This is a genomic window from Parvibacter caecicola (assembly GCF_003725335.1).
Classification (GTDB): Bacteria; Actinomycetota; Coriobacteriia; order Coriobacteriales; family Eggerthellaceae; genus Parvibacter; species Parvibacter caecicola.
On record NZ_QIBY01000011.1, the window covers coordinates 49178 to 75863 of the forward strand.

General features: G+C 63.6%; 21 protein-coding genes, 2 tRNA genes, 1 other RNA gene and 1 riboswitch. Of the genes, 15 read left to right on the forward strand and 9 right to left on the reverse strand.

The genetic code is table 11. The features are described from left to right. Nucleotides 1–203: 203 nt before the first annotated feature. Together DMP11_RS10235 and DMP11_RS10620 are read left to right on the forward strand one after the other, a co-directional pair. Nucleotides 204–587 carry a hypothetical protein gene (locus DMP11_RS10235; protein WP_148041110.1) on the forward strand — a complete coding sequence of 128 codons (384 nt, stop codon included), beginning with the start codon at nt 204–206 and terminating at the stop codon, nt 585–587. A 210-nt stretch (nt 588–797) separates the two neighbouring features. Beyond that, on the forward strand, nt 798–920 hold the full coding sequence (locus tag DMP11_RS10620) for a hypothetical protein (protein ID WP_257432221.1): 123 nt from the start codon (nt 798–800) through the stop codon (nt 918–920). A gap of 156 nt (nt 921–1076) precedes the next feature. Here the strand turns inward: DMP11_RS10620 and DMP11_RS07080 are convergent. The 3 genes from DMP11_RS07080 to DMP11_RS07090 form a co-directional block, all read right to left on the reverse strand. Next, nucleotides 1077–1153: transfer RNA gene (locus DMP11_RS07080), tRNA-Glu, on the reverse strand. Nucleotides 1154–1202: 49 nt separating this feature from the next. Next, nucleotides 1203–1276: transfer RNA gene (locus DMP11_RS07085), tRNA-Gln, on the reverse strand. Nucleotides 1277–1396: 120 nt separating this feature from the next. After that, nucleotides 1397–2332, reverse strand: coding sequence for a 3-hydroxyacyl-CoA dehydrogenase (locus DMP11_RS07090; protein WP_123185805.1), 936 nt, complete (start codon nt 2330–2332; stop codon nt 1397–1399). A gap of 806 nt (nt 2333–3138) precedes the next feature. Between DMP11_RS07090 and DMP11_RS07100 the strand changes: the two genes are divergently transcribed. Then, entirely contained in the window at nt 3139–5499 is a 2361-nt protein-coding gene (locus tag DMP11_RS07100) for an ATP-binding response regulator (protein ID WP_123185807.1), read from the forward strand. Further along, a complete protein-coding gene (locus tag DMP11_RS07105) occupies nt 5496–6002 on the forward strand; it encodes a pyridoxamine 5'-phosphate oxidase family protein (RefSeq protein ID WP_123185808.1) in 507 nt (168 codons plus the stop codon). The genes DMP11_RS07100 and DMP11_RS07105 overlap by 4 nt, the downstream gene beginning before the upstream one ends. A gap of 7 nt (nt 6003–6009) precedes the next feature. On the opposite strand, the gene DMP11_RS07110 is transcribed toward DMP11_RS07105, so the two are convergent. Next, complete coding sequence (locus tag DMP11_RS07110) at nt 6010–6636, reverse strand: thiamine diphosphokinase (protein WP_123185809.1); 627 nt, start codon at nt 6634–6636, stop codon at nt 6010–6012. A 58-nt stretch (nt 6637–6694) separates the two neighbouring features. Between DMP11_RS07110 and rnpB the strand changes: the two genes are divergently transcribed. Beyond that, an RNA gene (gene rnpB / locus DMP11_RS07115) (RNase P RNA component class A) lies at nt 6695–7041 on the forward strand. A gap of 386 nt (nt 7042–7427) precedes the next feature. On the opposite strand, the gene DMP11_RS07120 is transcribed toward rnpB, so the two are convergent. The 5 genes from DMP11_RS07120 to pdxR form a co-directional block, all read right to left on the reverse strand. Further along, nucleotides 7428–10445, reverse strand: a complete 3018-nt coding sequence (locus DMP11_RS07120) for an ABC transporter permease (protein WP_123185810.1) — start codon at nt 10443–10445, stop codon at nt 7428–7430. Next, complete coding sequence (locus tag DMP11_RS07125) at nt 10442–11125, reverse strand: ABC transporter ATP-binding protein (protein ID WP_123185811.1); 684 nt, start codon at nt 11123–11125, stop codon at nt 10442–10444. The genes DMP11_RS07120 and DMP11_RS07125 overlap by 4 nt, the downstream gene beginning before the upstream one ends. Nucleotides 11126–11221: 96 nt before the next feature. Continuing rightward, complete coding sequence (locus DMP11_RS07130; protein WP_123185812.1) at nt 11222–12262, reverse strand: sensor histidine kinase; 1041 nt, start codon at nt 12260–12262, stop codon at nt 11222–11224. Further along, nucleotides 12263–12934, reverse strand: a complete 672-nt coding sequence (locus tag DMP11_RS07135; RefSeq protein ID WP_123185813.1) for a response regulator transcription factor — start codon at nt 12932–12934, stop codon at nt 12263–12265. It lies immediately after the preceding gene. A gap of 110 nt (nt 12935–13044) precedes the next feature. After that, nucleotides 13045–14445 carry a MocR-like pyridoxine biosynthesis transcription factor PdxR gene (gene pdxR / locus DMP11_RS07140; RefSeq protein ID WP_161555329.1) on the reverse strand — a complete coding sequence of 467 codons (1401 nt, stop codon included), beginning with the start codon at nt 14443–14445 and terminating at the stop codon, nt 13045–13047. A 237-nt stretch (nt 14446–14682) separates the two neighbouring features. On the opposite strand from pdxR, the gene DMP11_RS07145 reads away from it, so the two are divergent. The 10 genes from DMP11_RS07145 to DMP11_RS07190 all read left to right on the forward strand — a co-directional run. Then, entirely contained in the window at nt 14683–15270 is a 588-nt protein-coding gene (locus tag DMP11_RS07145; RefSeq protein WP_123185815.1) for a 4Fe-4S dicluster domain-containing protein, read from the forward strand. A gap of 63 nt (nt 15271–15333) precedes the next feature. Next, nucleotides 15334–17892, forward strand: a complete 2559-nt coding sequence (locus DMP11_RS07150) for a molybdopterin-dependent oxidoreductase (RefSeq protein WP_123185816.1) — start codon at nt 15334–15336, stop codon at nt 17890–17892. 10 nt (nt 17893–17902) lie between these two features. Next, nucleotides 17903–18241, forward strand: coding sequence for a hypothetical protein (locus tag DMP11_RS07155; RefSeq protein WP_123185817.1), 339 nt, complete (start codon nt 17903–17905; stop codon nt 18239–18241). Between the two features lie 30 nt (nt 18242–18271). After that, nucleotides 18272–18550: a chaperone NapD gene (locus DMP11_RS07160; RefSeq protein ID WP_214646955.1), complete on the forward strand. Its 279-nt coding sequence runs from the start codon at nt 18272–18274 to the stop codon at nt 18548–18550. Further along, nucleotides 18547–19521 (forward strand): 4Fe-4S binding protein, encoded by a 975-nt coding sequence (locus DMP11_RS07165; protein ID WP_214646956.1) that lies wholly within the window; start codon nt 18547–18549, stop codon nt 19519–19521. Before DMP11_RS07160 ends, DMP11_RS07165 begins: the two co-directional genes overlap by 4 nt. A 161-nt stretch (nt 19522–19682) precedes the next feature. Further along, a complete protein-coding gene (locus tag DMP11_RS07170; protein ID WP_123185818.1) occupies nt 19683–20918 on the forward strand; it encodes an ammonia-forming cytochrome c nitrite reductase subunit c552 in 1236 nt (411 codons plus the stop codon). A gap of 28 nt (nt 20919–20946) precedes the next feature. Continuing rightward, on the forward strand, nt 20947–21684 hold the full coding sequence (locus DMP11_RS07175) for a cytochrome c3 family protein (RefSeq protein ID WP_123185819.1): 738 nt from the start codon (nt 20947–20949) through the stop codon (nt 21682–21684). Nucleotides 21685–21827: 143 nt separating this feature from the next. Next, a riboswitch (glycine riboswitch) is annotated at nt 21828–21922 on the forward strand. A 55-nt stretch (nt 21923–21977) separates the two neighbouring features. After that, complete coding sequence (locus DMP11_RS07180) at nt 21978–23438, forward strand: alanine/glycine:cation symporter family protein (protein WP_214646957.1); 1461 nt, start codon at nt 21978–21980, stop codon at nt 23436–23438. Between the two features lie 193 nt (nt 23439–23631). Further along, nucleotides 23632–25311: an ABC transporter substrate-binding protein gene (locus DMP11_RS07185; protein WP_123185820.1), complete on the forward strand. Its 1680-nt coding sequence runs from the start codon at nt 23632–23634 to the stop codon at nt 25309–25311. A 370-nt stretch (nt 25312–25681) separates the two neighbouring features. Beyond that, nucleotides 25682–26686, forward strand: a 1005-nt coding sequence (locus tag DMP11_RS07190; RefSeq protein ID WP_148041111.1) for an ABC transporter permease, incomplete at its 3' end; no start/stop codon positions are given.

Here is a 26686-nt window from a genome sequence, read left to right on the forward strand (position 1 = left end):
CGGGGGCTTTTTTGTGTTTTCGCGTCGATGCAGGTACTCCAGTGCTTACGCTCCTTTTGCTTCTGGTGGAGCATTGAACTATCAACCCCGTTTTCGCCATGGGTGTGCTGTTCGGGCTCGTCTCAAAGCCGCAAGTCATTGGGCAACCGGGTTAGAAAGGGGGGCGTTATCCTACGATAAGGTTTTAAGTGGAAGGACGCGTTTTGGGCGAATTTAATAGCGGCAATCAGCAAGAATCATCTTTTGTGACAAGGTTTTGGAGGTCGTTGAAATTTCCGGGAAAGGTTCTTGCCCTGCTTGTTGTGCTTTGGATAGCTAACTGGGTTCTAATTTGCTTTTGGGTAATTCGGGGATATTCGGGCGTTGAACCAAGCAGTCCGACGGCAATCGCCTTTGGTTTCTTCGCCTTTCTTCCGATTGCAATTGTCGTCCTTGTCGTTTCTACGGACAAATTAGCGGTGCATGGTGTTTTTGGCGGCGTGCTCATTCCTATAGTCCAAGTAGCTGGTGCTTTTGCAGATTGGAGAACCGGAAGATCTGCATCGCTCTCCTTTAGAGGAATGGATCCCCTGTGTTTGGCGTATTGATTGTTTTTCGCTGCCTTTATGACGCGGGCTAACGCTTTTCGTCTTGTTCTTAGTCGAATCGTCGATGTTGTCATGTGTCTCTATTGAGCTCAAATAGTCTTGGCATTGAAAATACAATCCGTGGTTTCAACTTCGAGTCAAGGTTTAGCCCAAGGGAGGCTGGGGGGAAGAGGCGTCGCTGGACTTTTTGCAGCACCATCTGCTGAATGGATGAGCGGCTTCGCCGATGGCGGGCAAGAGCACTACGGCGACCGCTTCTACGGTGCCATCGCCTCCATGGCCGCTGCTTACCTGCAAAGGGACAAGGCGGTGCTAGAGGAGCTGTTAAACTGACGCTAGCCAGCCGTGCGAAAGGCGAACGGGCCGCTCCCTTGGGGGCGGCCCGATTTGGCTTGCGGCGGCTTAAAGGCGCACCGGACCGCATTTTGACAGCCTGGCCCAAGCAAAGAAAAAGGTCAGAACCGAAAGTGGTTCTGACCTTGTAGTTTCTGGTAGCTCCGACCGGATTCGAACCGGCGACCTCCGCCTTGAGAGGGCGGCGTCCTAAACCGCTAGACGACGGAGCCACGTTTTAGCGCCAAGCTATTATACACAAACTTATCGCTGCTGCAAGAATGGCTGGGGTGGAAGGAGTCGAACCCTCACATACGGCACCAGAAACCGCTGTCCTGCCATTAGACGACACCCCAAAAAGCATCTTCTTGCGTTTTGCAGTAGCTGCAAGCGCGACTAAATACTTTACTGAAGGCGCCTTTGCCCGTCAAGAAATTTTTTGTCACTGTGCGAAAAATCCCTTCGGGCGCCACCTCTTAGTAGCGATAGAAGCCCTCGCCGGCATTGATGCCCGTTTTGCCCTCGTCAATCTTGGCCTTCAGCAGCGCGGCGATGCGCTGGGCAGTGGAGCCCGGCTCCTGCGCGGCGGGGCTGGCGGCCACGATGTTGTAGGCAGTGGCAAGCCCCACGATGTCTAAAATGCGGAAGGGGCCCAAGGGCGCGCCGGTGCCCAGCATCCAGGCCTTGTCGATGGTTTCCACATCCGCCACGTCGTTGGCCAGCAGCGCCTCGGCCGCATTCAAAAACGGCACCAGCATGCTGTTCAGCAGGTATCCCGGCTGCTCCTTCTTCAGTTCCAGGGGAATCATCCCAATGGCGCGGGCGAAATCCACTACCGCTTGGTACGATTCGGCGCTGGTTTTGGCGGTGCCCATCACTTCTGCGGTGTTGTTCTTCCAAATGTTGTTGGCGAAGTGCAGCGCCAAAAAGCGATCGGGGCGCCCTGTGAACTCCATCATGGCGCTGGGCAGCAGCGTGGAGGAGTTGGTGCAGAGGATGGCCCGCTGCGGCAGCAAGTTGCGGATGGAGCCATAGAACGCCTCCTTCTCCCCAATCACTTCGGCGATGGCCTCAACAACCAAATCGGCAGCGGAAAAGGCCTCTTGCTCGCTGGTGAAAAACCGGATGCTGTCAGCCGCTGCATCCACTTTCGCGATGAGGGCGTCCAGCTGTTCTGTCGGCGTGTCGGGGGAATCCGCCAGGCCGCGGCAATAAGCGGCGGGATTCGTTTTCATCGCTTGCAGCGTTTGCTTGTATATGCCGCGCAACCGCTCCAGTTTCGGTCGCGCCCGCTCCGCAGAAGCTTCGCTGCGCAGCCATACGGACACGTTGAAGCCCTTGTAAGCGCTCTGCAGCGCAATCTGGCTGCCCAGCACGCCGCCTCCGGCCACAACAACGTTCTTGATTTCCATAGTTCATCCTCCAGTGACGTTTGCCGATATTCCGATGGCGATAACTGTAGAGCACGCCGGCGCTCGGAGGCTTTTTCTTTGGGGAGCCGTTGCCCGATTGCCAGTAGTTCTCGACAATGAGGGCTGAGAACCAAAGGAAGCGCTGGTGTCTCTCGGAATTAAGCCCCGTTTTGTCACGGCGGATGAGTTTTGTGCCAAAAAGGACCTTTCTTCCGAGCAGGTCGGTGACAAGAATGCCGGTTTTCCGAGAATCGGGGGGGGGTCGGGCCGATTCGCTCTGAATAACGCCTTCTTTTGCCAGATGCTCCTCGGAAAAACGGAGGTTTTTGACGGGAAAAGCTCGAGGCGTGACAAAACGGCCCTTTATTCAGGGAGGGTTCAGGGGGCCCGAGGGGTGCGTGGTGCCCGGGGCTGCTGTGCCGCCGTTGAATTCGCGCCGCAGGGGGAGCCGCACCGGGCTCGCTGCGAGATTTTGCGGTGCAGGGGAGGCACTGAGGCTCGCCATGGGATTTGCAGCGCAGGGGGGCACGCCGAGGCCCGCTGTGGGATTTGCGTTGCGGGGCTTGCGCCGCGGGTGGAGCCGCTCGAGATTCGCTGCGCGGTTTGCGCCGCAGGGCGCGCGCACCGGGGCTCGTTGCGGGGTTTGGGCTGCAGGGCGGCGTACGGAAAACGTGTGCAATGGGTGAGGGGGCATATTCGCATGTGGTGCGAAGTGAAAATGCTTACAATTAGGAACCGCACCGGGCGGGGCGTGTTGGCTCGGTGCGTTTGTGTGGGAACTGCATAACGACAGACAGGAGAGCTTCGTGAACGAAGTCTTGGAGAGCAGCAAGATCATCTTCGATCGCTCGACGAGGCCCTTTGGCATTGCCCGCGTGCACTTAGACGCCGAAGGGAACCCTGCTGATGTGACCATTGAGTACCTAAACTCGGCGATGGCAGCAACAGCCGACTGCGCCCCCGACGATCTGCGGGGTCGCAACATTTATGAGATATGGCCCGATGGCGATCGCGCATGGCTTGATTACTTCTACCGCGCTGCATATCAAGGCGAGGCGGTGGAGTTTGAAACGGTATCGGTGGCCTATCGCACATTCCAAAACGTGGTTGTCTTCCCTATCATGGAGGGATATTGCGGCTACGAATTGCAAGACATAACCAATTGGATGACCCACTCTCATTCCGCAATGGAAAGCGTGGCGGCGGGTATGTTTTTCTACGAAGCCCGTACCCGGCTTTTGCTGCTCACCGAGCCTGCGCGGGAATCGTGTGGGCTGGACATCAGTTACCTGAGCGTCGAGGAATTCGCAACCGCTTTGTTCGACGGCGATGCGGTTCGGCGGGTGCGTGAGGGCATAGAGGAGCTCCCGTCCCATTGTGCGAAGGTGCTGTTCGAGGAAGAGTTGCGCGATGGCCGCTGGATTCGCATCAGCCTCTCGCGGACAACAGCCGCTTCCCGGTTTGCCACGGGGTTTTTAGAGGACATCACCCAATTGAAGGAGACGCAGGCCGCCAGTGCCCGTCGTTCGGAGATAATTGAAGGCCTGAGCGCAGAGTATTTCATTCTTTACAACGTTGATCTGACTCAGGACAGGATAGAGCCCTATCTGGTGCGCACCGAGGTGGCGGCGTACTTCGCCAAGGTCATTGAAGGGGGGATGGCCTATGGGGACTGGCTGGAGGACTACTGTGCCAACTACGTGGCGCGCGAACACAAGGCAGAGGTTTTTGCCCATCTGAACCTGGAAGCACTGCGCCGTTATGCCGAGGGTGGCCCTGGGGCGCCGGCTGATTTGTCGGTGGTGTTCAAGCGGTTGTTTGGCAGCGAAGAGCAGTTCATCGAGTTGCGGGTGATTAAAACTGGCGAAGGAGCCCGCGGCGTGGTGCTGGCGGCCCGCAACATCAACGATGAGGTGCAAAAGAAGATGGACCAAAGCGAGGCGCTGGAAACGGCACTGGCGGTGGCCAAGCATGCCAACGAGTCGAAGACCACCTTTCTCACCAATATTTCTCATGACCTGCGCACGCCGCTGAATTCAATCATGGGCTATTGCGATTTGGCTCTGGCCCATCTGGATGATTCGGACAGCATGGTTAGCAGTTTGGAGAAAATTCGGCTTTCCAGCAATCATCTGCTGAATCTCATCAACGACATTTTGGACGTGAATCGCATCGAGAGCGGCAAAATGGTGCTGAGCGAACAGGCGATTGACCTGGTGCAGCTGGTGGCAGAGGTACGCGATGTGTTTGCGGGTCAAGCAAAGGAAAAGGGCATCGCCTTTACGGTGGATGCATCCAAGGTGAAGCATCGTCACGTGCTGAGCGATCCTTTGCGGCTTAAGCAGATCATGCTGAACACGGTGGGTAACGCTCTCAAGTACACCGACGAGGGCGGGTGCGTGGACTTGCTGGTGCTGGAGGGGGCGGTTTCCCCCAACGGCGCCGGCATGTACGAAGTGGTGGTGCGCGACGACGGCTGCGGCATGTCGACCGACTTCCTCGACCGCGTGTTTCTGCCTTTCGAACGGGACAGCATGGGGCGTGCGCCACAAACGGAGGGCACTGGCCTTGGCATGACCATTACCAAGAACCTGGTGGACTTGCTGGGAGGCACCATCTCGGTGAAGAGCAAACTGCGGGCTGGCACCCAGTTCGACATCCTGCTGCCGCTGAGGCTGAACCGCTCGAAGCCGGTGGAATCGCCGGGGGCCGCGGGGGAGGGGGATTACCGTTCCATCCGCTTCGACGGCCTGCGAGTGCTGATTGCCGATGACGACGAGCTGTCCCGTGAAATGATGGGGGCGATCCTGGAGGATTTCGGGTTCAGCTTCCAGTTGGCGGAAGACGGCGACGAGGCGGTGGAAGCGGTAGCGGAATCGCCCGAAGGCTATTTCGATGTCGTGGTGATGGACATGCGCATGCCCCGTATGGAGGGGGACGTTGCCACTCGCGCCATCCGGGCGCTGCCGCGGGCCGACGTGGCTCAGATGCCTATTATCGCGCTCACTGCCGATGCTTTCGAGGAGATGTACCGTCGCTCGCGGGAAGCCGGCATGACGGCCCATGCCACAAAACCTCTGAACACAAAAGAGCTTATACTCCTGCTTGATCGATTTTTGCACGGCGTCGGTGAAAACCCGTGGCCGACCGAAGGAGGCAACGCATGACCCAAAGTTATCCCATGCAAATGAAGGAGCGCGAGCTTTCGTGCGAGGAAGCGCTGGAGATACTGGAAGCGGGGGAGTACGCCGTGGTGTCTACGGTAGACGCCGACGGTACCCCCTACGGCGTGCCGCTGTCTTACGTGATGATGGACGGCAAGATGTACATCCACACGGGCAAGCGCCCCGGGCACAAGATTGACGACTGGCAGCGGGATGCCCGTGTGAGCGTGGCGGTGGCCACCGAGGTGGAGCCCATTTACGAGGAAACGTTCTTCACCACCCGCTTCGCATCGGTGGTAGCCGGCGGCACCATCGCGAAGGTGACCGATGCGGTGGAGGTGCGCCAGGCGCTGGTGGCCCTGTGCATGAAGTACTGCCCTCAGTTCAAGCATGAAATCGGCGGCGCCATTCAGCGGGAATGGGACATCACCGACGTGTGGGCTATCGAGTTTTCGGAAATCCGCGGCAAGGCGGGGCGTCGGCTGAAGGGCGGCTCCACTGCCTGAGGACGCCCTAAACCGGCAGAAAAATGGCTAGCGTGCCCTTCTCAACGCCTACCACGGCGGCTTCCCCGTGCAGTTCGTTGGAAAGCCCCAGCGAGGTGCGGTTGGTGAGGGTGCACTCTTCGAGCGGATAGGCCATGCCCACTTCAAACGCCCCCCGGCAGCGGTCGTTCATGGCGAACACCGACACCGTGCCCGCCTCCAGCGCCGGTATCTCGAAGGTGCCGGGCCCGGTGAGGAAGGCAATCTGTTCGTTCAGCCCCACCGCAGTGATGGAAAGCCCCTTTTCGGAATAGGCGGCGAACAGTTGCAGGTTGGCCAGTGTATGGTCCAGCCGCCCGCCCAGGCCGCCGTAAATTACCGCTTCGTCCATTTTGCGCCGCTGCACCCGTTTGAGGGCCAACTCCATGTCGCTTTCGTTCTTGTGAGAAGGGAACACGCAGGTGCGCACGTCTTTGGGGGTGTAGCCCAGCGAGTCGAAGTCCCCCAGCGCGAGGTCGGGCGCAACGCCGATGGCTTTCAGCGCCCCGTAACCGCCATCAACGGCAATCACGTAGTCGAACAGCCCACCCTGGGCCGCTTCGAGGAAGTGAGTGCTGTTGAATTCGGAGGCCCCAACCAGTGCACAGGTGGTCATGATGTTGCTGTTCCAATCTCGGGAGAAACCGTGTTCGATTGATATAAAATACCACAGGCGAGTGGGCCAGGCGGTCGCGCGCTATCAAAGCGTGAGGAAAGTCCGGGCTCCTAAGGGCAAGATGCCAGCTAACGGCTGGGCGGGGCAACCCGACGGATCAGTGCCACAGAAAAGAAAACTCCCTTGCTTTCGGGCGAGAGAAAAGCTGAAACGGTGCGGTAAGAGCGCACCAGTGCGTCGGTAACGGCGCAGCTTGGCAAACCCCATCTGGAGCAAGCGCAAATAGGAACGCCATACGGCTGCCCTTCCGTGCGTTCGGGTTGCGTGCTAAAGGCGGGCGGTGACGTCCGTCGCAGATAAATGGCCGTCCAACGACAGAACCCGGCTTATCGGCCCGCTCGCCATTGGCTGTGAGCTACCAAAACCGACAAAACGTGCATTGCCAATCGCAATTCTGCAATTTTGGTAGGTAGGTTGGTTCAGGGAGCCGAGGGCCGCAACCGGTACAGGCTGTTGAACAGGGAAAACGCAGGCTCCATTCTGGACATTGTGGCCGAGATCGCTTTTTTCCTACCAAAGTTGCTAAATTGTGTCGAAAAACCCTACCAAAGCTGCCAAAACGCGGTACACAACATGTTTTGACGGCTTTGGTAGGGGGGCGCTGTCTGGGGGCATCGATTTGGTGGGGCACCGTCACTTCCCGTGCCGACAGCGCTTACACCACTCCGGTGGGGTGCTGCATTGGGGAAGCGGGGGCGCCGGCGGGCTTGACCGGCGCGGCCCCTGTGAGTTTAGACGCTGTCGGTGCGCAGGGCTTCCACCAGGTTGGCGGCTTTGCAGCGGTGCATGCCGTAAGCCACCGACGCGAGGATGGTGCAAGCGGTGAGGGCCGCCGCTAGCGCTACATAGGACCAGGGCAGGAAGAAGGCCAATCCCTTCAAGGAACCGGCCACCTGCTGGTAGAGCAGGTAAGCCACGGCCAGGGAGATCAGGCTGCCGGGAATGAGACCCCGCAGGCACCAGGTGGCGCACTCGCTGGCAATCATGCGACGGAACTGGCGGTTCGCCAAGCCGATGGAGCGCATGACGGCGAATTCTCTTTGGCGCAGGATAAGGCCGTTGGTTACTGTGTTGAACACGTTGGCCATGGCGATGAGGGCCAAGATAACAGTGAACAGCAAGCAGAACACGTTCACCACTGTGGCCATTATCTGGTTTTGGTTCAGCCCGGTCGCATAGTCGTTCATATACAGGAAGCTCACCGTGAATTGGTCCTGGTCGGCCAGGGTGTCGCCGAGGCGGTCGATGAGCGCCTGCGCCACCTCCGCCGACTCGCCTTCGGGGGTGTTGAAGAGTCCGTGGAACGAGGGGTCGTGGAGGAAGAACGCGTGGGATGATGCCATGGACATGGGCAGTACCAGCTGCACCCCTTCGCCACCCCCGCCTAAAGCGGCTGGTGCCTCGTCGGCAATAGCGGCGATCTCCACGTCGTAGGTGGCCACCTGGGTGCCGGCCAGCATCTCATCGTCGGAAACACTGGGCCGGGAATCGTCGTCACTGATGAAGTAGGGGGTTATTTCTCGGGTCAGGTCGCCGTTTTCGTTTCGGCCGCCCACGGCGAAGCCGTCCACCACGCGCCCTTTGTAGACCCCCGCCAGCGTCACTTGAACGGTGCCGGTGTTGGTGACGGTGTCGATGAGGGTGTAACTGATACCGTTGTTGCCGTAGGCGCGGCCGATGGCGATGGCCCGCGGATGGTCGGGGTTGTAATAGTCGGAAGGGTTCTGGCCCAGCTGGCGGGCGTACGCATCGAATGCAGCGTCGTCGAGATAGACGAACAGGGCGTGGGTGTTGAATTTGCCGTTCTCGGCCACACCGTCGCTGGCAAGGGACGTCTCGCCGTTTTCCGCGACGAGGTGGCTGCTCACCATGGAGGCATCCATGGACACAGGGGCGAAGGAGTCCAACCGCCATCCGATGGCTTCGGCATCGGGCACGGCGGAGAGGGCTTTGTAGGCCTCGGCGAAGATGGTCGCCTGCTGGGCGAAGCGGGCCTGCGCCACCTCGGCCGCCTCCTGCGCCGTGGCCGGTTGGGTGGCCGTTTGGGTGTCGTAGCTGCCGTTGCGCAAGTTCTGGCGCTTGGCCTCGGAGGGGGACATGAAGCCGGCGCTAACGGCCACGTCCCCCTCGGGCATGCCGCCGCCGGAAGCCACATCGGCCAGGGTGCCCAGGAAGGTTGACAGCGAACCGGCGGTCATCAGTAGCACGATGGCCAGCGCCAGCGAAACGGATGCGGCCGTGCCCTTTGAGGCGCCGCGCCTGCGGTTGGTGCGGGCCAGTGTGCCGCCTATGCCGAACACACGTCCGGCGATGCCGCGCTGGCGCCACAGTTGGGAGGGCCCGGTGGCGCGGGCGGCCCGCTTCTCGCCTTTCTTGGAGGCGCGCCGGCTTTGGCGCCCCCTCAGGGCGTCGATGATGTTGGTGCGGCTGGCGCGCCAGGCGGGCACGAACACCGAGAACAGCACGGTTACCAAAGTGAGCGCCAGCACCGCCGCGAGCACCATCGGCTCCACTGCCAGGCGGAAGGGCACCGTGCTATTGCCGCTGAACAGGGTGGCGATGCCATCGCCCAGGAAGTAGAAAGTGACGGCGCAGCCGCCGATGCCCACCAGAAGTCCTAGCGGAATGCCCACCAGCGCCACCGCCAGCGCCTCGGTGACAACGGCCCGCCGCAGCTGGCCGCGGGATGCGCCCACTGAGGCCAAAAGACCGAACTGCCCCGAGCGCTCCGCCACCGAGATGGCGAAGGCGTTGTAGATGAGCGATACGCAGGAGACAATGATAACGGCGGCAAGAATGGTCATGATGCCGTAGAAGGTGTCCCAGATGGCACCGCCGGTGTTGATGCCCATATAGCGCAGCATGGCAGTGTGCAGCCGGGTGACGGGGGAGGTGGGGAAGGCCCCTTCAATGCGTTCCTCGATTTGAGCGGAGCTGCTGGCGTCGTCCAAAGTGGCATAGCCGAAGGCGGTCATCCCTTCAAGCGGTGTTTCCCCGCAGGTGAAGGCCATCAGCCCCACGTTGGTGTTGGAGCAGTAGTTGACATCGTTGTAGAAGCCCACCACGGTGAAGGTGCGCTCTTGGAGGTTGGTCAGCTGCTCGTTGAGAGAGTCGCCGTCAAGGGCGGCGTTGAGGTAGCCGATGGAAGAGTCCAGCAGGCTGCCGGCTTCAATGGTGCTGCGGCGCTGGGCATCCTCTGCGCTTCTCCACTGTGTTTGGTCCACGGAGGGGCTCTCGTCGTCGACTTCCACCGCTTGCCGCTGGCCCACGGGCAAAGTGAGGGTATCGCCCAGCTTTACCGGCTGATCGGTCTGCTGCCAAATGGAAGACAGCAGGATTTCGCCCGGCGCTTGGGGCAGCCGCCCCTCGCTGGGGCGGATGGCGCAGATCTGTTCCACGTCGCCTGTGATGTTGGCGATGGGCAGGTAGTAGCCGATTTGGTTTTTCTGTTCGTCGGTCAGCTGGCCGAAACCCACGTTCTCCAGGGCGGCGAAGGTGGTGATGGCGCCGCTGTCCAGGGCTTCTTTCGCTTCGTCCTCCAGTTGATTGAGGTTGTTGGACTGCACCTGCGCTTGCCAGGTGCCGCCGCTGTGGGCCTCGCCGCGGTACATCATGTCCATGAGGCTGGTGTAGCTGGTCAGCACCGCGGTGAGCAGCGCTGCCGCCAGCGCCACGCCGGCGATGGTCACCAGCGTGCGCACCTTGTTCGCCCGCAGCGACTTCAAGGTGAAGGTGGTCATGGCGTTCATCGGCGGATCCTCTCGTCCCGCACGATGCGGCCGTCTTCGATGGCGATGATGCGGTCGGCCGCCAGGGCAATCTCCTCGTTGTGGGTGATCACCAGCATGGTTTGCCCCAGCTCGCGGTTGGAGGCGCGCAAAAGCTGCATGATATCGGCGCTGTTCTTGGTGTCCAGGTTGCCGGTGGGCTCGTCGGCCAGCAGCACCGACGGGGCGTTCATGAGGGCCCGCCCGATGGCCACCCGCTGCTGCTGGCCGCCGGACAGCTGGCTGGGCAGGTGCCCTTCGCGCCCCCGCAGCCCCAGCTTGGCCACCAGATCGGCCAGCCTCTGCTGGTTCACGGGACGCCCGTCCAGCGCCACCGGCAGCGTGATGTTCTCCACCACGTTCAGCACTGGCACTAGGTTGTAGAACTGGTACACCAGCCCCACCTCGCGGCGACGGAACACCGCCAGCTCCTCGTCGCTGCGGCTGTACACGTCGATGCCGTTCACCATAACCCGTCCGCTGGTGGGGCGGTCCACGCCGCCGATGAGGTGCAGCAGGGTGGATTTGCCCGACCCCGAGCTGCCCACGATGGCCACGAATTCGCCTTCGGCCACCGAAAGCGACACGTCGTTCAGCGCCACGGTGGCGGTTTCCCCTTCGCCATAGGTCTTGGTCAGGTGGCTTACGGTAAGGATGTCCATATCGAAACTGCCTTTCTTCGGATATGTTGCCAAGAAAAGTATGAGGAAGGGGGCTTACTGCCCTATGACGCGTCCATTACTAAACGGTCATCTTGCCTATACCACCAGCTTGGGGAAGGTGAGGGTGAACTCGGCGCCCCCGTGGCCGCCGTTGGCCGCCTGCAGAGTGCCTCCCTGGGCGCTGATGAGCGCCTGCGCCAGCGACAGCCCGATGCCGAAGCCTTCGGGAGCGGCGGCGGAAAGCCGCACAGCGCTGTCTTCGCTGCTGCTCGGCGCGGGTTGCCCCTCGTCGCCGCGGTAGAAGCGGTCGAAGATGCGGGGCAGGTCGGCCGGCGCGATGCCGGGGCCGGTGTCGGTGATGCGCACGGTGGTGGCCAGCGGGGTTTCGCAGGCGCTCACGCGGATGTGGCCCCCGGCAGGGGTTTTCTCCATGCAGTTCTTCAGGATGTTCTCGATAGCCTCGGCGGTCCACAGCTCATCGCCCGTGAATGCGGCATCGAGGGGTATGTCCGTTTCCAGCGCCACATCGCGCAGGTCGAGGGCGGTTTCCAGGGGGCTGGCGGCCCGCCTCATGCATTGGGCCACGTTCACGGGATTCGCTTGCACCCGTATGGCGCCGGCGTCAACTTTCGCGATTTTCAGCAGGGTGGTCACCAGCCAGGAGATGCGCTCCATCTGGCTTTCCAGCTGCCGCAGCTGATGTTTGCGGCGGCGAGGGTCGTCTTCTTGCTCGATGGCGGCCAGCATCAGCTGGGCGGCGGTGAGGGGGGTGCGGATTTGATGGGACACGTCCGCCAGCGAATCTGCCAGGGCGCCGCGCTCTTTCTGCAGGGCGTCGGTGGCCCGGGCCAGCCGCGCCACCATCTTCTCCAGCTCGTTGGCCAGCACCGCCACGTCCCCTTCGCGGCATTTCTCGAACCGCACGGTGCGGCCGCTGTGCAGCACCTCGTCGATTTGCGCCGTAAGCTGCTGAACCCGGCGGTGGCGCAGCAGCGATATGACGGCGAAGAACGCAAGCGCGATGGCGCCGGTGGCCGCTGTCCACGGTTTCGCTTCGGCCGGCGCGGCCCAGGTGAGCGCAGAGGTGAGCAGCGCCAGGGCCAAGCATTGGCGCAACAGGGTGGACGTGCTGCCCATTTACCCGCACACCTTGAATCCCAGCCCCCGCACGGTGACCAGAATCTGCGGGTTGCTGGAATCGGCTTCCACTTTTTCCCGCAGCCGCTTCATGTACACGTTCAGGGCGTTGTCGGAAATGTACTCGCCGGCGGAGTCCCAGATGGCGTCTCGTAGGTTCTCGCGGGTGATCACGCGGTTCTTGTGCTGCAGGAAGTACAGCAAGAGCCGGTACTCCAGCGCCGAGAGCACCACCTCTGCCCCCGCTTTGGTGACGGTGCCGGAGGTGATGTTCAGCCGCACGTCGCCGGCTTCCAGCACGTTTTGCTCGGGCGCCGAGCGGCGCAGCGCCGCCTGGATGCGGGACAGCAGTTCTCGGGGGCGGAAGGGCTTGGCGATGTAGTCGGCGGCCCCCATGTCCAGCCCTGCCACGGTGGAGTATTCGTCGTCGGAGGCGGTGAGGAAGATGATGGGCATGGCCGGCGCCACGTTGCGGGCGGCGGCGCACACCACAAAGCCGCTGCCTTCGGCCAGGGTGACGTCCAGAAGCGCGATGTCGAAGCTGCGCTCGGCCAGAAGCTGGCAGGCGCCCGACTGGGTGGCCGTGCTGGTGACATCGATGTTCTGCGACTTCAGCAGGCTGGTGAGGGCCGCCACGATGGCGGCGTCGTCTTCTACCACGAGGGCGTGCATGGCTTCGCTCCTTCTCTGGTTTCATGCATCGGGGGAATTATAGGCCATGGAAGAGCGGCTGGCCCCGGGCGCTCTATTACGGATGTGTTGTGCGCCGCTGTAAACGCCCCTTATCCGAACCAGGCTTGGGCCAAGGCGTCGATTCCCGGCGCAATGTCTTCTTCCCGTATGGCTGAAAAGCCAACGAGCATGCAGCTTTTCAGCGGATGGTTTTCGGACATCCAATAGCGCTCGGTGCCGTACACCGCTACTCCGGCCGCCCGGGCCAGCGCCAGCAGCTCCTCTTGGCTGCGCCCGTCTTTCACGTCCACCAGCAGATGCAGCCCGGTGCCGTTTTCGAGGACGTCCACTTTCTGCCCCATGGCCTTCTGCAGCGCCTCGAAAAGCGCGGTGTACTTGCGCAGGTTCTTCATTTGCAGCCGTCGCAGGTGGCGGTCCCATTGGCCGTCGGCCATGAACCGGGCGCAGGCGGCCTGGGAGAGCCAGGGCACGGTGGGGTAGGCGCCGCGGAATTTCTCGTGCCAGCGCTCCAGCAGCCGCGGGGGCAGCACCAGGTAGTTCATGCGCAGCGCCGGGGAGAGCGATTTGGAAAACGTGCCCATGTAGATGACGCGGCCGCTCTGGTCCATCGACTGCAGCGGCGGCAAGGGCCGCTCCCGGTAGCGGAAGTCGCGGCAGTAATCGTCCTCCAGGATGTAGGTGTCGTTGGCTTCCGCCCAGGCAATCAGCCGCGCCCGCATTTTAATGGGCATCACCGAGCAGGTGGGAAACTGGCTGGACGGGGTGACGTAGAGCAGCCGCGGCTGCGCCTTTTCCAAATCTTCGAAGAAGTTCTCCATGGTGCCGTACACGCGGCAGGGGGCCACGGGGAAGGCGCTGCGGGAGAACACTTGCCGCGCCCCGTCGTAGCCCGGCTCCTCCATGCACACGGTGTCGCGGCCGCTGTCGAACAGGGCGAGCAGGTTCTGGATGCTGGCGGCCGTGCCGGCTTGGACGATGATCTGGTCGGCGGTGCAGTCCATGTTGCGGGAGGAGTTGAGGCGCCAGGCTATCTGCTGGCGTAGCGCCATTTCCCCCAAGGGGTTGGTGTAGGTGTCGCAGGTGCGGCTTTCCACGGAAAGCAGAAGGTCGTCTACGATGGAGCGCCAGGCGGAGGCGGGGAAGGTGCCCGGCTCCAGGTTTCCATAGGAAAAATCGTAGCGGACGGGGTTGGCGCCCGCGGGGGCGGCGGGGGACGTGTGCCCCGCCGCGGCGGGGGCGGGAACGGGGGAGAGCTGGTGAAGGTCGAGCACCCGGTAACCCGACCCTGGACGGCTGGCCACGAAGCCTTCTTCCACCAGCAGTGAATAGGCGGCATCGATGGTGTTGCGGGAGCACTGAAGCTCGTCGGCCAGTCCGCGGATGGAGGGCAGTCTGCTGCCTGGAGGGTACGATCCCGCATCGATGCCAGTGCGGATGGAGTCGTAGATTTGCCGGTACAGGGGCAAAGGGCTCGATTCGTCCAACTGCATGGAGGTCCTTTCGTCGGAGGGATCTCGTGCGCCGCCTGGGACGGCCGCCCCCATCTGAGGGGCGCCCGTTTTCCGGTGCGGTTGCCGTCAGTATAGCTCCTTGGGGGCGGTAAGGGGCAAACTGTCACCATGACAGTTTGAAAGTGTCCCCTTGTATTTCAGATTTCGTGGCCCTTTAAGGTAACAGTTGCGCCCCCTAACATGCGGCTTAAGGTTGGACGGCGAAGGAGGTGGGCCATGGGCAAGCTGGGTGCGGCAGCTGCCGTTTGCGCGATGGCGCTGATGGGCGCATCACTTTTGGGGGCTACCCAGCGGCCCGGTGGGCTGCTGCGGCCGCCCGGCGCGCTGTCGCCCGAGGGCTTTGCGGCCCGTTGCGTGCGCTGCGGGCGTTGCATCGAGGCCTGTCCTCACCGGGCCATCCACGCAGCGCCGCTCTCCGCCGGCGCAGACGCCTCCACCCCCTGCATCGAGCCGCGGCAGCAGGCCTGTGCCCTCTGCGCCGACTTTCCCTGCGCGGCCGCTTGCCCCACTGGCGCGTTGGTGGGGCCTCGGTCGATGAGGGAAGTGCGCATGGGCACGGCGGTCGTCAATGAAGAGAGGTGCCTCTCTTACCGGGCCATGCGCTGCGAGGTTTGCTACCGCGCTTGCCCGTTGATAGACGAGGCCATCTCCATCGATTACCGCCAGCGGGAGGGGGACGCCATCCACGCGGTGTTCGCCCCTGTGGTGCACGAGGACGCTTGCGCCGGCTGCGGCCTGTGCGTGCAGCGATGCCCGGTAGACGACCCCGGTCCCGCCATTTCGGTGGCGCTGGCCGAAGGGTAGCCGGCAGACGTTTTGAACCAAGGCCGTAAGGCTTCGGATGTTCGCGAGGATAAGGAGGCTTGCATGGACATCACCCGGAGGAAATTCGTGAAAGCGAGCGCGATTGCCCTGGCCAGTGCCGCTGCGGGCGGCACGATGGGGGCGCTTTCCGGTTGCGGCACTGAAAGCGGGGCGCCCGCTGCCGCCGCTTCGGCGGATGCGGCCGGCACGGTGAAGACGGTGGGCGTGTGCCGCTTTTGCGGCTGCGGCTGCGGCGTGATCGTGGAGGCCAAAGACGGGCGCCTGGTGTCGGTTACCGGCGACCCGGAAAACGGCAGCTCCCGCGGGTTGAACTGCGTGAAGGGCTACTATCTGGCCAACGCCCTGTACGGGGACGACCGCCTTACTAAGCCGCTCATCCGCGACGACAAGGCCACCAAGGGCACCGACGGGGGTCTGCGGGAAGCCACGTGGGACGAGGCGCTGGATTTGGTGGCGGCCCGTTTGAAGGAAACCTGGAAGGCGGACAAGAGCCGCCTGGCCTTCTGGGGCAGCGGGCAGCAGCCCATCGTGGAGGGCTACGCCACGGCGAAGTTCTGGAAGGCGGGCCTGCTCTCCAACAACATCGATCCCAACGCCCGCCTGTGCATGGCCAGCGCCGTGGTGGGCTTCATGAACATCTTCCAAACCGACGAGCCGGCCGGTTGCTACGCCGACATCGACGAAACCGACGTGTTCGTAACCTGGGGCGCCAACATGGCCGAGGCGCATCCCATGCTGTACTCGCGCCTCACCGCCCGCAAGCTGGCGGATTCCAACGTGCGCCACTACGACGTGACCACCCTCACCACCCGCACCTCCGCCAGTGCCGACAAGGTGCTGCAATTCGCCCCCGGCAGCGATATCGCCATCGCGAACGCCATTGCGAACTACCTGATTCAGAACAACCTCTACGACCGCGAGTTCGTGGCCGATCACATCCAGTTCAAGCAGGGCGCCGAGAACATCGGCAACGCTTTCGAGGACGGTTACGATGCCAGCGAGGCGGGCAAAACGGTGGACAGCGTGGAGAACATCACCTTCGAACAGTTCGCCGCGCGTCTGGCCCCTTACACGCTGGAGTACGCCGAGGAAGTGTCCGGCGTGCCAGCGGCCGACATCCAAGAGCTGGCCGAGGTTTTCGCCGACAAGTCCCGCAAGGTGCTGTCGCTTTGGACCATGGGGGTGAACCAGCACAACCGCGGCACCTGGATGAACCACTGCATTTACAACATCCACTTCCTCACCGGCCGCTACGCGCTGCCCGGCGACGGCGCCTTCTCCCTCACCGGGCAGCCGTCCGCTTGCGGCACGGCGCGGGAGGTGGGCACTTTCAGCCATCGCCTTCCGGCCGACTTGCTGGTGGCCAAAGCCCCGCACCGTCGCTACAGCGAGGCCATTTGGAACTTGCCCGAAGGCTACCTGGACGCCATTGAGAAGCCGGGCATGCACACGGTGAAGATGTTCCGCGAGCTGTCGAAGGGCAACGTGGACTTCCTGTGGACCGCCCATAACAACTGGGCAGTGTCGATGCCCAACCTCACCCGCTTCCTCGGGCGCGGCGACAGCGACAAGCAGGGCATTTTCGACTGCTTCATCTGCGTGAGCGAGGTGTATCCCACCCTGTCCACCCAGTACGCCGACGTGGTGCTGCCGGCGGCCATGTGGGTGGAACGCGAAGGCGCCTTCGGCAACGGCGAGCGCCGCACGGCGGTGTTCGAGAAGGCCATCGACCCGCCGGGAGAGGCCCAGTGGGACCTGTGGATGCTGATGGAGATTGCCAAGCGGGTGCTGGAGGGCGAGACCATCGGCGGCCAAGATGCCTTCGATCTGCTGTTCGGCGCGGTGTACGACAAGCAGGCGGGCCAGTTCAAGGGCAGCCAGCGAGAAGTGTGCCGCACCCTGTGGGAGGAGTACCGCACGTTCTCGAACCCGCAGCTGAACGAGAAGGCGGCCGCCATCAACGCGGCCGAAAAGCTGAAGATGGAGGCCAAGCAGCTGGCTCCTTACGACCTGTACATCGAAAACCACGGCCTCACGTGGCCGGTGCGGGAAGTGAACGGCCAGTGGCTGCCCACCCTGTGGCGCTTTTGCGACGGGCCCCAGGAGGACGGCTTTGACCAGCTGGGGGTGCAGCAGTACGGCGAGCAGGACCTGGCGGCCGGCGTGAGCTTCTACAAGAGCGCCGATCGCAAGCCCTCGGCGGTGTTCCGCCCTTACGAGCCGCCGGCCGAGGTGCCCTCGCAGGAGTATCCCTTCTGGTTCTGCACCGGCCGCTTGCTGGAACATTGGCACACCGGATCGATGACTCGCCGCGTGCCCGAGCTGCACCGGGCCCTGCCCAGCGCGCTGCTGGACATGAACCCGGCCGATTGCGAGCGGTTGGGGCTGAAGGACGGCGACCGGGCTCGCGTGACTTCCCGCTACGGCAGCTTCGAGATAACGGTGTCCACCGCCGGGCGCACCGTGCCCCCCGAGGGCATGGCCTTCGCTCCCTTCTTCGCCGATGAAACGCTGGTGAATTTGGCGGTGCAGGACGTGTACTGCCCGCTGTCGAAGGAGCCGGATTTCAAGAAGACCTGCGTGGCCATCGAGAAGATTTAGGAGGTTTGCCATGGGAATGGGAACGAAAGCGGCGCGCGCCGCCGCGATGGGCGCGATGGCGCTGACGATGGCGCTGGCGGCGGCCGGATGTGGCGGGGCGCCTTCCGCCGGCGGCGCGGCGGAGTACGGCCCCGGCGAGCCCCCGCTCATGTCCGCGTCCCACCAGGGGCGCTACGAGAGCCTGGGCATGGCCGGCTGTTACGGCTGCCATGGCGCCAACGAGGCCACCGACCACATGCTGGCGGCGGCCCCCGCGCTGCCGGCCGATCACTACGTGGACGGCGACGTGGCCACTTTCGAGGTGTTTGGGCCCCGGGGCGAGTGCATCACCTGCCATCCGCAGGGTTAGCGCGCCCGGTTATTCGGAAAGGCTGAAACCATGAGCGACGAGAACCTGTCCATGAACGACGAGCCGGTGGTCATCTCCAGCTTGGTGGTGGAGACGGTGTCGGGCAAGACCGCCGCGGTGGCGGCGGATCTGGCCGCCCGCGAAGGGGTGGAGGTGCACGAAACCCAGGGCCACAAGCTGGTGGTCACCATCGAGGCGGCCACAACGGGGGCGTCTCATGCCGTGGCCAGCGGCTTTGCGGCGGTGCCGGGCGTGACGGGCGTGAATTTGGTGTACTGCAACTTCGAAGACGAATTTGCGGGCAGATGATGGCGGCCGGCGGAAGCGGACGGCCGAAAACGGCCGCGGCGGCAAAAGGGCCGGGGCGCATCACCGTTGCCCGTCGCCTGGTGCAGGTGGCGGCGCTGGCGCTGTTCTGCTTGCCGGTGCTCGCGGCCGGATGGGGCCTGTTCGGCGCGTTTTCCGGCACCGAGACCGAGGTAGCCACGCCAGCCCTAGGGCCGTTCTACGGCAGCCTTGCCTCTTCTTCGGTGGCGGGTGTTACCCTCCTCGACCCGTTGGCGGTGCTGGAAATGGCCGCGGCGGCCAAAAGCTTCGACCCGCTGTGGCTTGTGGGGGCGCTGCCGGTGGTGCTGGTGTACGGGCTGGTGCGGGGCCGCGCCTTCTGCGGCTGGGTGTGCCCGGTGAACCTGCTGGGGGAAGGGGCCGATTGGCTGCGGGGGAAGCTGGGGCTGCCAGATGGCGGGCGCCCGCTGCCCCGCCGGGCGAAGATCGCGATGGCGGCGGCAACGGTGGTGCTTTCGGCACTTGCGGCCTTTCCGCTGTTCCAGGCGGTTTCTCCTATAGGAGCGGTGAACAAAGGGCTGGCCTTCGGCGGCTTTGCCGGGGCGCTCACGCTGGTGGCCGTGCTGACGTGCGATCTTCTGTGGAAGCGGCGGGCTTGGTGCCGCAGCCTGTGCCCTTTGGGCGGCCTGTACCAGGTGCTAGGGCGCGCGGGCCAGCTGAACGTGGCCATTTCCCCAAGCGAATGCACCCATTGCGGCCGGTGCCAGAAGGCTTGCCTGGCCGACCCGTCCATCCTGCAGCCGGCGCTTTCCGGCCAACAGCTGCAGGTGAAGGCCGGCGACTGCATGGCCTGCGGCGCCTGCATCGACGCCTGCCCTTCCCGGGCGCTGCGATTCCAGTTGGGGCGCAGGGGGAAGGGGCCCTGTTCGGCGGCGGAGCCGTTCGGGGAATCCTCGGCGGAAACTGTCACCATGACAGTTTCAAACCGTACCTGAAAAAAGCGGCCACCGTGCCCCTTCCTGAGGGCCTGGCCGCGCGCATAGGATAGGCGCAAGGTGATTCGCCCTTCCCGGACGAAGCCGCCGGGCTCGCGGGAGGGCGGGCGAATTGCGCGGGCCGGTGCCCTGGAGGGGCGCCCGTAAAGCAAGGAGGAACCATGGACAAGAAGGTAAGGCTTATCGGTGCGGTAGTCGCCACGGTAGCGCTGACGGCCGCTTTGGCGGCGTGCGCGCCCCAGGCCAACAACCCCGTCACGGACGAAGCCGCCATGAACGCGGTGCCCGCGCAGGACCAATTCGGCGTTGTGGTGGCCGAGCAGTGGCAAGGGCTGTACCCCAACCAGTACCGCACCTGGCTGGACAACGAGGCCAATTCCCCAGAATCCGGCAAGGATAACTATCTGGAAACCTATCCGCAGCTCGCCACCATGTACAAGGGCTACGGGTTTGCCAAGGGCTACGACGAGGCCGCTTCCCATTCCTATACGCTGCGCTCCATAGCCGAGACGCCCCGCGTGAACGAGAAGACGCTGGCCAACTGCATCACCTGCAAAACGCCCCAGTACACCGCCATGGTGCAAGCGGAGGGGGATTCCGCCTACGCCAAGCCCTTCGGCGAGGTGCTGGCGCTGATGACCGAGCCGGTGAGCTGCTACAACTGCCACGGCAACGATCCCACTCAGTTGGAAGTGACCAACGGCTTCTACCTGAACTCGCTGGGCAATTCCGTGGCCACCACCCCGGTGGAGTCGCAGGTGTGCGGCCAGTGCCACAACGAGTACTATTTCAACCCCCAAACCAAGGCCACCACGAACCCCTATGTGGGCACTGAGGCCATGACCGCCGAGGCCATCCTGGCCTACTACGACGGCATCGGGTTCATGGACTGGGAGCACCCCGACACCGGCGCCCCCCTGCTGAAGGCGCAGCATCCGGAATTCGAGACCATTTACGGCGGTGCGGGGTCGCGCATGGCAGCGGCCGGTTTCAGCTGCGCCGATTGCCATATGGCCACCGAAACCGACGAGGCGGGCACCAAGTACGCCTCCCATTACCTGGTAAGCCCGCTGGAGAGCGAAGCGCAGCAAGAGAAGTGCGCCCTGTGCCATGACGACATTGCGGCGGAAGTACGGCAGTGGCAAGAGGGGGTTACCCAGCGGGAGCACGAGATTGCCGCCCAGATCGAGCGCTACATCCAGCAGCTGACGGCCGCGAAGGACTCGCTTGACGCCGCAACGTTGGAGCAGGCGCAGCAGATTCACCGCCATGCACAGTTCTATTGGGATTACGTGATGGTGGAGAACTCCGAAGGGGCCCATAACCCCGAAGCCTGCCACCAAAACCTGGACAAGGCGGAAGAGCTGCTGGCCGAGGGCTTCGCCCTTCTGGCGTAGGCGCGCAACGGGAAGCGAGGAGCGCATCATGAGCGAAGACAACACCCTGAACACTGCGGCAGAGAGCGTCGCCCCGGCCCCGGAAGCCGCCGGCGCGTCGGCCGAAGGGGGCGCGGCGCCGAAGAAGCCCCGCAGCAAGAAGCGGGCGGCCATCGTGGCGGCCGTGTGCGTGGCGGTGGTTGCCGTGGCGGGCGTGGGCTTTTGGCAATGGCACGAAACCCCTTCCTTCTGCAACGCCATCTGCCATGCCCCGCAAGACCCCATCAACGCCACGTACGACGGCGTGCCCGGCCAGGCCGGCGTTGACAAATGGGGCAATGCGGTGGCCGACATGGGGGATTTGCTGGTGGTTTCCCATAAGCAGGCGGGGCTTACCTGCATGAGCTGCCACGAGCCCACGTTGGGCCAGCAGCTCACCGAGGGGATGCACTGGGTGCAGGGGGCTTACGAGTACCCGCTGAACGAGCGCAGCCTTGAGGATTTGAACCACTACCTGCAAAAAGACGACCCGGCAAGCTTCTGCCTGAACGAGAGCTGCCACAACATGACCCGCGAGAACTTGGCGGATGCCACGGCGGGGCTGGGGGAGCGCAACCCCCATGTGACAAGGCCGCGCCACGAAGAGCTGCAGTGCAGCGACTGCCATAAGTCGCACCGCCAGTCGGTGAACGCCTGCAGCCGTTGCCACGACGACGCCCCGGTGCCCGAAGGCTGGCTTTCCGCCGAGGAGGCGGCTGGGCTGGACGCCGGTAACTTCCCGTGGTAGCTGCCGCTGTAAACGTGCCGTAACCTTTCGGGGCGAAAAAACGCACAAAATCGGAAATTGCCGCGCGGCGGCAGGCGGGGGTCCCATAATGGCCCCCGCAATATTTCTGTGATGCTTTCGGGACGCTGGCGCGAACCGGAAGCGGAGAAAACTCTGGAGAACTCTTAAATGAGTGCCGAAGGTGCAAGGGCCCCGCAGGGTGCCCGAATCTCTCAGGCAAAAGGACAGAGGAGCAGCGCTCGCTTGCGGGCGCCCGCTCTCCCGGGTTTTCATCGACGAGGAAAGGGGAGAGCGTGGAAGAAGTTCTTCTGGGTATCGTTTCCACCATCAACAACTATCTTTCGAATTACGTGCTGATCATCCTGCTTTTGGGCATGGGCATCTGGTTCACCGTGCGCACGAAGTTCATCCAGTTCCGCTGCTTCGGCGAGGGCTGGCGCCGTTTGTTCGGCGATTTCTCGCTGCGGGGCGGCAACCAGGGGGGCGGCATGACCTCCTTCCAGGCGCTGGCCACCGCCGTGGCGGCCCAGGTGGGCACCGGCAACATCGTGGGCGCGTGCGGCGCCATCATCGTGGGCGGCCCCGGCGCCATCTTCTGGATGTGGATCATCGCGCTTTTGGGCATGGCCACCAACTACGCCGAGGCGGTAATGGCCCAGAAAACCCGCGTGGTCGATGCCGACGGCACCGTGCACGGCGGCCCGGTGTACTACATCACCGCTGCTTTCAAGGGCAACGGGGGCAAGTTCCTGGCCGGGTTCTTCGCCGTGGCCATCATCTTGGCGCTGGGCTTCATGGGCTGCATGGTGCAGTCGAACTCCATCGCTGAAACTATGAACAACGCGTTTTCCATTCCCACCTGGGCGGTGGGCCTGGTAGTGGTGGTGCTGGCCGGCATCGTGTTCATCGGCGGCGTTTCCCGTTTGGCCGCCGTCACCGAGAAGATCGTGCCCGTGATGGCCGTCATCTACGTGGTGGGCTCGCTCATCGTGCTCATCATGAACGCCGCTAACATCCCCGCCACCTTCGCCCTCATCTTCGAGTGTGCCTTCAACCCCGACGCCACCGTGGGCGGCGCCACCTTCGGCATCATCGCCGCCATCAGCCAGGGGGCCAAGCGCGGCCTGTTCTCCAACGAGGCCGGCATGGGCTCCACCCCCCACGCCCATGCGCTGGCGGAAGTGAAGGACCCGCACGAGCAGGGCGTGGTGGCCATGATCGGCGTGTTCATCGACACCATCATCGTGGTTACCATGACGGCGCTGGTGGTGCTGTCGGTGCTCTACGTGGGCGACGGCGTGCTGGCCACTGGTGATTACGCCACCCTCACCGCCGAGACCATCACCAAAACCAACATCGCCCAAATGGCGTTCGGCCAGTTCATGGGCGAGGGGCTGGGGGCTTGGTTCGTGGCCATCTGCCTGATGTTCTTCGCTTTCTCCACCATTTTGTCGTGGAACCTGTTTGCCAAGCTGAACGTGGAATGGCTGTTCGGCAAGAAGGCGGTGCTGCCCTTCACCATCGTCGCGCTGCTGTTCATCTTCGCCGGTTCGCTGCTTTCCAACGACCTGGTGTGGGAGATGGCCGACATGTTCAACCAGCTGATGGTGCTGCCCAACGCCATTGCCCTGTTCGCGCTGTCGGGGGCGGTGCTGGCCGTGGCCAACGGCAAGCACGACAAGAAGGCCATCGACGTGCACGAGGAGAAGCTGGCCGACGAGGCCCGTGCCCGTGAGCATCGCAATCTGAAGTAGGGTGCCCGGCGCGTTTTGGCGCTGCTGCCTTCGCCTGATTTTCTGGGGCTGGCCCATAGGGGCTGGCCCTTTTTGCTGCCGTTCGGCGGCGGTTTAGGTTACGAATTCTGAATTCGTAACACTATGCGGCATGATAGGATATTACTAATCTAAGATTCGTAACACTATAAGAATTGTACCGAGAGGATCTGCCATGGAACGTCGCACTTTCATCCGCCTTGCCGCCACCGCCTCCCTTTCGGCGGTGCTGCCCGCCGCCCTGTGGGGGTGCGCCGGAAACAACGCCCCGTCAAGCGCCCCGGCTGGCGGTGATGCTGCCCCCGAAGGGGCCGCTGCGGCCACGTGGGGAGTGGGGCCCAACGGCGAAAGCCAGGTGATCGTGTCCATGACCACGTCTTCCGAGCCGGCTGCCGGCTTCAACCCGTTGGTTTCCTGGGGCGCCGGCGAGCACGTGCACGAGCCGCTCATCCAGTCCACCCTCATCACCACCGACACCAACCTCAATTTCCAAAACGACCTGGCCACCAGCTACGAGTGCTCTGACGACGGGCTGTTGTGGACCTTCCGCATCCGCGACGATGTGAAGTTCACCAACGGCGAGCCCCTGACGGCGCGGGACGTGGCCTTCACCATCAACGGCATTGTGAACGGTGAGGCGGCCGAGGCGGATCTGTCCATGGTGCGCGAGGCGGTGGCCGTGGACGACTTCACGGTGGAGCTGCGCATGGTGCGGCCGAACAATGCGCTGCTGTACACGCTGGCGGTGGTGGGCATTGTGCCCGAGGGCGCCTACGGGCCCGATTACGGCCAGAACCCCATCGGCTCGGGCCGCTACATGCTGGAGCAGTGGGACCCTGGTCAGCAGGTGATTCTGCGGGCCAACCCCGATTATTATGGGGAGAAACCCCTGATGGAGCGCGTGGTTGTGGTGTTCATGGAAGAGGACGCCTCCTTGGCCGCCGCCCAGAGCGGCACGGTGGACGTGGCCTACACTTCGGCGTCGCTGGCCGCCAGCGTGCCGGCGGGCTACAGCTTGCTGAACTGCGGCTCGGTGGATTCCCGCGGTATTTCCCTGCCGGCGAACCCGGCTGGCGGTCAGGTGGAGGACGGCGATGTGGTTTACGCGGCCGGCAACGATGTGACCTGCGATGTGGCGCTGCGCCGCGCCCTGAACTACGGTATCGACCGCGCCCGCATGATCGAGCACGTGCTGAACGGCTACGGCCACGAGGCTTTCAGCGTGGGGGACGGCATGCCCTGGAGCAGCCCGGCCATGAAGGTGGCAACGGATGTGGAGGCGGCCCGCCAGCTGCTGGAAGAAGCCGGCTGGGCGCTGGGGGACGACGGCGTTCGGGCTAAGGAGGGCACCCGTTGCGCCTTCGACTTGTATTACGCCGCGAACGATTCCACCCGCCAGGCGCTGGCCTACGATTTCGCCGACCAGTGCAAAGAGCTGGGGGTGGAGGTAAACCCCAAAGGGGGCAGCTGGGACGAGCTGTACCAACATCAGTACAGCGACCCCATCCTGTGGGGGTGGGGGTCCAACTCGCCGGTGGAGCTGTTCGAGCTCACCTACGGGGACGGTTGGGGCAATTACGCCCAGTATAAGAACCAGACGGTGGACGCGAACCTGGAGGCGGCCCAGGCGCAGGTTAGCATTGAGGACTCTTACGGGTACTACCAGGCGGCCCAATGGGACGAGGCCACCCAAACCGGCGTGGCGCCCCAGGGGGCGGCCACCTGGGTATGGCTGGCCAACGTGGACCACTTGTACTTCGAGCGGGACGGCTTGAAGGTGGCCGAGCAGAAGCCGCATCCTCATGGCCACGGCTGGAGCCTGGTGAACAACATCGACCGCTGGTCGTGGAACTAGCGGTTCAGCCAGTTGCGGCAGCCGGGCGCCGCCGCGCTGGGGCGGCAGGCGGGAAGGCTGCTGACGCCAGACGCGAGGGCGGCTGGGCGCAGGCCGCATCCCCCTGGCCGCAGCTGAAGGTTGGCAAGCGCCGGCCGCTGTTCACGGAGCGCGCGGCCACGCAACGAAGGAGATTGCGCACTGTTGCCCTGGAGCGGCAGCCGGGAAGGATACGGACGCCAGATGCGAGGCAGTCGGGCGCAGGCCGCATCCCCCTGGCCGCGCCCGAAGCCCGCGGGACGGCATCGGCCGCCAGTTGCGCGAAGGGCGGCCGGGCACCGAGAGGAAACAGGCGCCGCCGCGCCTCGGGAGCACACAGGAAGGAGGACCGGTGGGCAAGTACATGCTTCGCAGCTTCGGCCGCTTTCTTCTGCTGATGGTGGCCGTGGCGGCGGTCACTTTCGCACTGGTGTCGCTGAGCCCGGTTGACCCGCTGCAAGCCAACGTGGGCCAGGCGGCGCTTTTGGGCATGTCCGAGGAGAAACGGGCGCAGCTGGCCCAGTGGTGGGGCGTGGGCGTGCCAGCGCACGAGCGGTTTGCGTCGTGGGCCTGGGGGCTTTTGCACGGCGATTGGGGGTTGTCGCTGCGCTATAATGCGCCGGTGCTGGACGTAGTGGCCTCCCGTGCCGTCAATTCGCTGGCATTGATGGCGGTGGCCTGGGTGGTCAGCGGAATCCTGGGATTCGCACTGGGAGTGCTGGCGGCGCTGCGGCGCGGGCGCTTGGCGGACAAGCTGGTGCGCGGTTACTGTTTCGTGCTGGCATCTGCCCCCACTTTTTGGGTGGGGCTTTTGCTGCTCATGGTGTTTTCGGTTTGGCTGGGCTGGTTCCCCATGGGCTTTTCGGTGCCCATCGGCAAGTCGGCCGCCGATGTGACGTTCCTGGACGCGCTGCACCACATGGCGCTTCCGGCCGTCACGCTGTCGCTGGTGGGGGTGGCGAACATCGCTCTGCACACCCGTGCCAAGGCCATCGATGTACTGAACAGCCCCTACGTGCGCTTTGCCCGGGCGCGGGGCCAATCGCCTGCGTACATCTTGCGGGCCCACGGGCTGCGTAACCTGGTGCTGCCGGCCCTCACGCTGCAGTTCGCGTCCATTGCCGAGGTTTTCGGCGGTTCTGTGCTGGTGGAAGAGGTGTTTTCCTATCCGGGGTTGGGGCAGGCGGCAGTGACGGCGGGCCTGGGGGGCGATGTGGCGCTTCTCGCGGCCATCGCGCTGGTGTCGGCGGCTCTGGTCTTCGGTGGAAATTTGCTGGCCAACCTGCTTTACGGCCTCATCGACCCCCGCATGTCTTTCGCCGCCGCGCCTCGCCGCGCCCCCTGCGCCCCCCGTGCG